Genomic DNA, 1398 nt, shown 5'->3' on the forward strand with positions numbered 1-1398 from the left:
GCCATCGATGTCCACCAGCACTGGGCTGGCCGCGTCGGCCGCCACGTCACCCAGCCCAAAGGCGTTGGTTTGTGCCGCCGCAAAGGCCGCGCTGCTGGCGTTGCCGGTGTTCAAGAAGAACAGGGTTTGCCCTGCGTTGTTGCCTATGAAAGCGTCCAGATCGCCATCGGCATCGATGTCGGCAAAGGTGGGCGATGAAAGGCTGCCTACATCCGTCAGGCCAAATGGGGCCGTGCTGCTCATCTGGGTGAAGATGATGTCGCGGCTGCTCACCGCGTCGTTGTCCGTAATACCCACCCACAACGCCACGGGGTCGAGGTTTTGGTAATCGGGGTCGTTGACGCTGCTGACATGGTGCAGGATCGCGCCCGCATGCGCACCTTCGTTGACGGTGTCATCCACCGCTGTCACGGTCACGGTTTGCGCCACGTTCCAGTTGTCGGCGGTAAAGGTCAACGTGGTTTTGTCGAAGGTCACTTGACTGTTGGTGTCGTCCAGCGTGACCACCACATCAGCGGTGGGTTTGGTTGAAAGTTGCACCGTGTAGGTGTCACCCGTGGTGTCGCCTTCGCTCACGCGGGTGTCGTCGCCAGTGGGGGTTATCACCAGCCCAGGGTTGACGTTGAGGAAAAACTTGATGTCGCCATCGCTAGTGCCAGTAAAAACATCGAGGTCACCGTCGGCATCGATGTCCACAAACGTGGGGCTGGCAGAATCGGCCACCCTGTTGAGACCCCAAGGGTTGTTGCTGGCAGCGGCAAAGGCAGGGGTGCTAGCACCCGCCGCCGCTGTGTTGGCAAAAAACAGCGTATGCCCACTGGTGTTACCGATAAAGACATCCAAGTCGCCATCGCCGTCGATGTCCACCAACGTAAGGTTGGCCCAACTGCCCGCATTGCTCAAGCCAAAGGGGTTGGTACTGGCGGCCGCAAATGCGGGGGTGGTCGCACCTGCCGCCGCTGTGTTGGCAAAAAACAGCGTATCGCCATCGATGTTGCTGATGAAAGCATCGAGGTCGCCATCGCCATCGATGTCCACCAATGTGGGGCTGGCGCAAAAGCCCACATCGCTCAGGCCAAACGGGCTGGTGTCGGCGGCTGCAAACGCGGCGGTGCTGGCGTTGCCCGTGTTGCGGAAGAACAGCGTGTTGCCGTTGCTTTCGCCAATAAAGGCATCCAAGTCGCCATCGGCATCGATGTCGGCAAAGGTGGGCGATGACAAGTAGCCTACATCCGTCAGGCCAAAGGGGTTGGAGGTAGCAGCGGCAAAAGCGGCGCTGCTGGCGTTGCCCGTGTTGCGGAAGAACTGCGTGTTGCCGTCGTAGTCACCCACAAAGGCATCAAGGTCGCCATCGCCGTCGATGTCCACCAGCACAGGGGCTGATGCGTTGCCCACATC

Annotated in this window: 1 protein-coding gene; it reads right to left on the reverse strand. The window is 60.2% G+C overall.

Translation table 11 applies throughout. The features are described from left to right. A partial coding sequence (locus tag CON76_RS12560) for an FG-GAP repeat domain-containing protein (protein WP_145995470.1) occupies positions 1-1398 on the reverse strand: 1398 nt, incomplete at both ends.

Source organism: Macromonas bipunctata (genome assembly GCF_002837135.1).
GTDB classification, from domain to species: Bacteria; Pseudomonadota; Gammaproteobacteria; order Burkholderiales; family Burkholderiaceae_C; genus Macromonas_A; species Macromonas_A bipunctata.